Annotated in this window: 4 protein-coding genes and 1 pseudogene; all 5 read right to left on the bottom strand. The window is 58.3% G+C overall.

Annotated features, from left to right (window positions below; all coding sequences use genetic code 11):
• Positions 1 to 1309 (bottom strand): annotated as a pseudogene (locus tag A3730_RS17185) (hypothetical protein); the annotation flags it as partial.
• Between the two features lie 71 nt (positions 1310 to 1380).
• Positions 1381 to 1938, bottom strand: coding sequence for an FMN-binding protein (locus A3730_RS17180; protein ID WP_082872248.1), 558 nt, complete (start codon positions 1936 to 1938; stop codon positions 1381 to 1383).
• Positions 1938 to 3602 (bottom strand): lipoprotein insertase outer membrane protein LolB, encoded by a 1665-nt coding sequence (locus A3730_RS17175; RefSeq protein WP_063538533.1) that lies wholly within the window; start codon positions 3600 to 3602, stop codon positions 1938 to 1940. The genes A3730_RS17180 and A3730_RS17175 overlap by 1 nt, the downstream gene beginning before the upstream one ends.
• A 32-nt stretch (positions 3603 to 3634) precedes the next feature.
• The gene (locus tag A3730_RS17170) at positions 3635 to 5305 is read right to left on the bottom strand and encodes a class I adenylate-forming enzyme family protein (protein ID WP_063518927.1); all 1671 of its coding nucleotides are present in this window, start codon (positions 5303 to 5305) and stop codon (positions 3635 to 3637) included.
• An 11-nt stretch (positions 5306 to 5316) separates the two neighbouring features.
• Entirely contained in the window at positions 5317 to 6207 is an 891-nt protein-coding gene (locus A3730_RS17165) for an oxygenase MpaB family protein (RefSeq protein ID WP_063518926.1), read from the bottom strand.
• Between the last annotated feature and the right edge of the window lie 136 nt (positions 6208 to 6343).

Here is a 6343-nt window from a genome sequence, read left to right as displayed (position 1 = left end):
GGAAAGCCAGCCGATCATTCCCTTGCCGCGCCGTGAGCCTAATGGGGTCCCCCTCCAGCCCATGGCTGCCGACAGCGCCCTGCCACTCCCCTTGCACTTGGTAGCCCTGCCATTGCCCGCGCAGCACCAGATCACCGGCCCACTGCCAATCAACTTGACTCGCGCCTTCGGCCGCCGCCAGCTGCCACCGAACCTGGCTGGAACCGGTTTTTATATTCAAACCGTCGTAGCCCAACCGCAGCGGCAGATCGGTCCGGCCGGAACGGGCCATGGGTATCTGCAGTGGCTCCTGCCACTGCGCGGTGAGATTTTGCGGCAAGCTCAGCGACGCCGGCTCAAGCACCAGCACACGATCCTGCCAATGAAAGTCCACCTGACCGCCCAGGCTGTCGCCCTGCAACCGCAACGTCCCCCGGCCCTGTTCAAGCCCTGCCGGGATTGTTACCTCGCTGTCGCTGTGAGCCTGCAATGTCACCTTGCCCGGCGGGCCTGCCAATTGCAGCGCGGCACTGGCCTGAACCAATGCTACGCCGCTGCCCGCCACAGCGAGGGGCTCTGCGGCGGTCAGTTGCCAGTCATTGTTCAGCGCCAATGGTTGTGCCAGATCCGCCTGCAACTGCCAATCGGCTCCCTGAAAATGGGCTTGCGCGGTCAGGTCCGCCCGTTGCGATTGCGTGGCCGGTCCCGCCGAGAGCATATCCAGCCGTATCTCCCCGTCTGGCTCTCCTTGCCAGCTCCCCTCGCCATGCAGTTGCCACTGGCCCTGCCAATCCGGCAATACCGTGCTCAGCGCCCCTTCACTATTGATCATCCAGTGCCCCCGGGCTCGCTGATATTGTGCCTGGAGCGCCGCCTGCGGCGCAGACGCTTGCAGCTGCCAGTGCTGCTCCTGTTGATGAAGCTGCATCGCCATGACGGGAAGGGGGCTATCAATCAATCCTGACAGGTCCAGTTCGGCGACCTGCAGATCAAAGGGCGGGGTCCAGGGAAGCCCGTCGGGGAAGCTCTCACTGGATGACTCCGGGGCGTTCCCGGCTCTGCAATCGTAGACGGCAAGCACCCGCTGCTTGATCTTGAGCGGCCAGACGTCCTCGAGCGTCAGGTCCGTGCCACGGGCGGCCACACAGTTGTCGCGTATCAGGCGCCACTGACCCAGTGTCAGGCCTTGCTGCCAACCCGGTTCACTGACGCGCACGCCTGCACCATAGGCCCACCCCACCGCCACCAGAATCAGTAGCAGCATGGTGGCCAGCAGTAACAGCAAGCCATATGCCCAGCGGCGAAGCATGCGTGGGGAGAATCGAGCCATAAACGTTAGAGGGCCGGCAGCGTCAATGGTTCGATAGTGAGACGTGAGGACGGCTTTGGGAAGGGCGGGATTCAGTCTGTGGCCGGTTCTGCCTGCGAGGCCATGACGTGTTGATGGAGCAACAGGGCCATGGCCGCCACGCGGCTGACGGCATCCACCGACAGGGTGGCGCCGGTAATGCCATCCACCTCACGGGACAGGCTCAGGTCATCCTGCAGGGTCATCCCGACAAATTGCTGACGGAAAAATGCCTGGTGCACTTCGCCGCCTCGGGGTTCGCGGTATACCAACACGTTCAGGTGAGTAATGCCGGCCGCCCCCACCGCCACGGCCAGCGTCATTGGCATGTCCTTGCTTTTTTCGTCGATGATCCAGGTCGTCACGCCTCCCTGCTGCCAGTAACGCAATCGCAAGCCGCGATACCGGTGTCCCAGTGCCGTTTCTACCCGGTCACGCAGATCGCCACGTAACGGCAGCAGGGACATTCCCGGCAATGGCTCGCCATAGACCTGGGACAAAAAAGTATCCACCGTCATAAACTCGGTTTCGTCATAGCCGCTGATCGCCTGCGCCGGGGCGCTCATGACGCACCACAGCGCCACCATCAACAGGCCAACCCCACGCACCATCAATTCACCAACCGTTCCTTATCGAAGAAGGCTTCAATCAACCACTGGTTATAACCGCCCAGCCGCTCGCCTGCCAGGCGCGCCTGTGCTTCATGATAAATCGGGTGATGCTCCATGCTCTTGGGCATCAACACCTGGGCGGTCCAGGTGGCGCCACGAATCCAGCCATAGTTGAACTTCTGCCACCAGCCATACTTCATGTCGTACTGATCCCGAATACGCGGCGGCAGCTCTGCGGCAGTGATGATTTTCTGCCCCCAGAGTGGTGCGATCATCCAGATGGATTTGGCGTCAAACAGGTCTTCCTTCAATTGCATGGCATTGGGAGTCACCGTCAGCTGCGGGCTTTCCCACATGGCGCGGTTATAGTCCATGAACGCGTCCCAGTCGGTGGGCAAGGCGCTTTCCGGAATCCCGAACAACATGGCAAACAGTTTGGTTTCTTCGTAGAACTGGTTTTTCTCTTCCGGGGTCAGGTCATCTTCCAGTTTCTCGTACATGTGAACGATGGTTTCCCACAGTGTTGCATGCACCCAGATCATGGCGTTGATTTCGTTGGCCCGGTATTCGGAACCCCGATGGAAAGCACCGGCCTCTTCGGTCATTTCACCGTCAATTTCCTCATGGATATCCCGCACCTGGTTCGCCGAAGCCATCGCCTGGGGCATGCTGCCAAACACCATGCTGGAGATATGATAGAAAGTGCGGCGGGCCCGCCCCATGGGGTCATTACGCACTTGCGAGTGCTGATCAATACCTGCGGTTACCCAGGGATGAGCCACCTGCAGCAACAGTGCACGACCGGCACCAAAGGCGGGTGGCGCGCTCAAACCATCCAGTTTCCACATCATGGAATCCGGGCCAAAAAGCCCCTCCCGGGGATTGGGCATTGTGTTGTTATGGACCTTGGCCAGCTGTTTGCAGAAGTTGGCTTCATCAATCCACAGCGGCAACGGCGCGCTGCCATCTTCAGGCACCAACCGTTTCACCGCATCATCGCTGGCATAGTCATAGGCACCGTCAGGATTACCCGTTTCCTGGTCATCAGCGATGCCCTGATCACAGGGGTTGGTGAGAAACCCGGTTTCCGCTCGTACCAGTTCCAGATCCAGAGACGCGGCCTCGGATTTCATTTCCATATCTGCAGGCAAGCGATAGCCCCCCTGCACGGACATGTAATCCTGATAAGCAATGTTCCAGCCTTTTTCTTCGATAGAATCCGGAACGTACATGTTTTCCTGATAGATCACCGCATTGGCCGTAGCAGGCAGCCCGCGCACCCAATAGGACAAATCGCCGGCCTGGAGCTGGGCGTGCAGGTGCTCAGCCACCTTCTTGGCCTCCACCCCGCCCATCACATCCAGGGTTTCTTCTTGCGGCGCATAGACATTGCCGCTGATCACCGCCTTGGGGGCGCCCACCGGGTCATCCATCAACACGGCCAGCTGATAATTTTCCCCCAGCTGCTTGAAGTAAAAGTAGCTTTTGCTTTTTACACCCTCCGCACGGAGCACAAACCTGCCTTCCACCATCCATTCATTCAGTGTTTCCGGGGAGATGGGTACATAGTTCGATTCTTGCAGAGAAGAGCAGCCCTGCAGCGCAAGTAGCAGGACCACCAGCAGCTTTTTACCCTGTTCAAGCAGCAAGGAAATCATCATCATTCACCTGATTGTTGTTGGTATTCGGACTGCTTTTATGCGGTTTGTCGCAAGGCTTTCTTGTCAATCTTGCCCACGGAGGTAAGAGGAATAGCATCAATGAAGAACACCTCTCTGGGTACCTTGTAAGGCGACATATTGGCTTTGCAGAACGTGGACAACTCGGCTTTAAGGTCTGACTCGGACGCCTGATTGTCCGGCATGCGCTGGATATAGAGCTGCACCACATCATTGCCCGGTCGGTCATGATCCGGGCGGCCGACAACCGCGCACATGGCAACCCATGGCAGACTCTGAACCTTGCCCTCCACTTCCACGGAAAACACCTTGTAGCCACCGACAATCAGCATGTCTTTGCTGCGATCACAAACACGGATAAAACCCTCTTCATCCATCACACCGATGTCGCCGGTATGCATCCACGTCTGGCCATCCATCACCCGCAGCGCTTTCCGGGTCGCTTCCGGCATCGCCAGATACCCCTGCATCACCTGCGGGCCGGAAGCGATGATCTCCCCGGCTTCGCCCTGTGGCATGGGGCGTGTGCCGTCTTCAGCATCGACGATGCGCACATCCGTGCCCGGCAGCGGAATCCCCACGTGGGCTTCCTTGAAGTGTGACGCCGGATTCAGCGTGATCACCGGGCTGGTTTCAGTCATGCCGTACACTTCACAAAACTTGCCGGCACCGACCACACTTTCCAGTTTCTGCACCTCTTCTTTGGCAAACGGTGCGGCACCGGAAATAGCCATACGCAAGCCGCTGAAATCCAGTGATTTGAAGGTGTCGTTAGCGCACAGCATTTGGTACAACGCCGGCACCGCAGCCAGCACCGTCGGTGTGCGCTTGTGCATTTCACCAACAAAATGATCAATGTCCCGGGGATCCGGGATCAACAGGAAGGTGGACGCTGTACGCAGGGCATTGAACAACACGGCCGCCCCGCCGATATGAAACAGCGGGAACGCCGAGGCCACCGTTTCTTCACCGGTGCGGTAGCCGTAAAACACATTGGCCTGCAGGTTATTCATGAACAGATTGGATGAGCTAAGCCGGGCCCCTTTCGGCATACCAGTGGTGCCGCCGGTGTATTGCAGATACAGCACTTCATCCATGGCTACCTTTGTGTTGACCGGATCCGCGCTGGCCGGCAGGTGATCATGTAGCGACATCACATTCACACCGTCACGGGATTCCTCCACGCTTTCCCCCTGACCGGAGACCAGGTCCATGGGGCCGGACACAATCACGGTCTGCAGGCTTTCAACCTTGCCCAACACCGGTGGAATGGAGGTCTGCCAGAACGGCATCAGTGTCATCAGAATTTTCACTCTGGCATCGCTGGCCTGGTGAATAATTTCCGGCGGCGTCATTAAAGGCGAAATGCTGGTGCTCACCATGCCCAGACGCGCCGCCGCAATAAAAGCCACCACATACTGCGGGGTGTTTGGCATCTGCAGGCCCAGGACGTCGCCGGCCTTGACGCCTTGCGAGACAAACAACGCCGCCATGCGATCGGCCATCTCATCCAGTTGCCGATAGCTCATGGCCTGGCCCAGGAACACCAGGGCTTCACGATCCGGAAACTGCTCCGCATACCCCCGCACATAGTCAGACAGGGTCTTCTCGGGCAACTCTGGCAGGCTGTGCCAGTCATGGCCCATTGATTCGTAGGTAGACAGCCAGGGGCGGGTATCCGACTTCATAAAAAGCACCTTCAGTTATTGCTGTTATAGGCTTCAGGGTGGCGCTGCGCATCCGAGTAGGCCTTGCGGGCCAGTGGAATCAGTCGCCACTTTTTCGGTGTCAGGGCGTGCATGGCACGGTACGTGCCACACCACAGACGGAAAAGGCGTTCATCGCTGGTGGTCCAGGGGATCTGGAATTTTTCACGGAACGCAACGGGCAGTGTTGCGCGCAGATTGAATCGCATGAAGCGCCCCATCACGGCAAGGATCATGCGCCAGGCGGCATCGGGTATCTTGCTGTTTGGGGGCTTGGGAATTTCCAGATAATGTTCGGGGCGCATCAGATCCTGCACCACGTCTCCCCACTCCAGTTTGTCGCGAATCATGCCATGGAAGTAATCCCAGTATTCACTCTCCGTGGCGGGCAAGTCCTGGTCACGGATGCCCATCAGTTTTCCCAGTTGCCGCCATTCGGCAAACATCGCATGGCGCTGCCGGGTGGTAGGCGACGAGCCGAAGAACTCATGCATACGAATGGTGGCATCGTAGCCGGTGATGTGTACCCAGCTGTAGGCTTCCGGGTCCAGCGCGAAGTACTTATTTCCCTGCTTGTCGACCCCCTTGATGGAGCGATGCAGGTCATACAGTTTCACCCCCATCTCGATAGCACGCTGGGGCCGCGCATACACAATGGGCCAGAGCAATTCGGTAGACCGTTTGGCGCGGCCCCAGGGGTCGGTTTTATAGACCGAGTGTTCTCCCACGCCCGCATCGATAATCGGATGCGCCACCTGCAGCACAAAAGCCTGCGGCAGCATCAAGTGAAAACGCCAGGAACCGAAGTCCTGCCAGGTCAGGGAGTCAGGTCCCAACGGTTGAAGGTCCAGGTGTCGTTCTGTCTGTTCAGCGGTCTGTGTCATGGGGGAGCTCGATAACTGGCTATGAGACAAATACAAAAATACGTCTCACCCATGCCGAGAGGCAACCCATGCATACAGCTTTCACTGTTATGTTTAGGACAAAATGATCAATTACCCGTCACATTGGGTCAGGAGG

It is taken from the genome of Alcanivorax sp. HI0044 (genome assembly GCF_001634945.1).
Note: the sequence above shows the minus strand (reverse complement) of the source record. Positions and strands in the feature narration are given on the sequence as shown.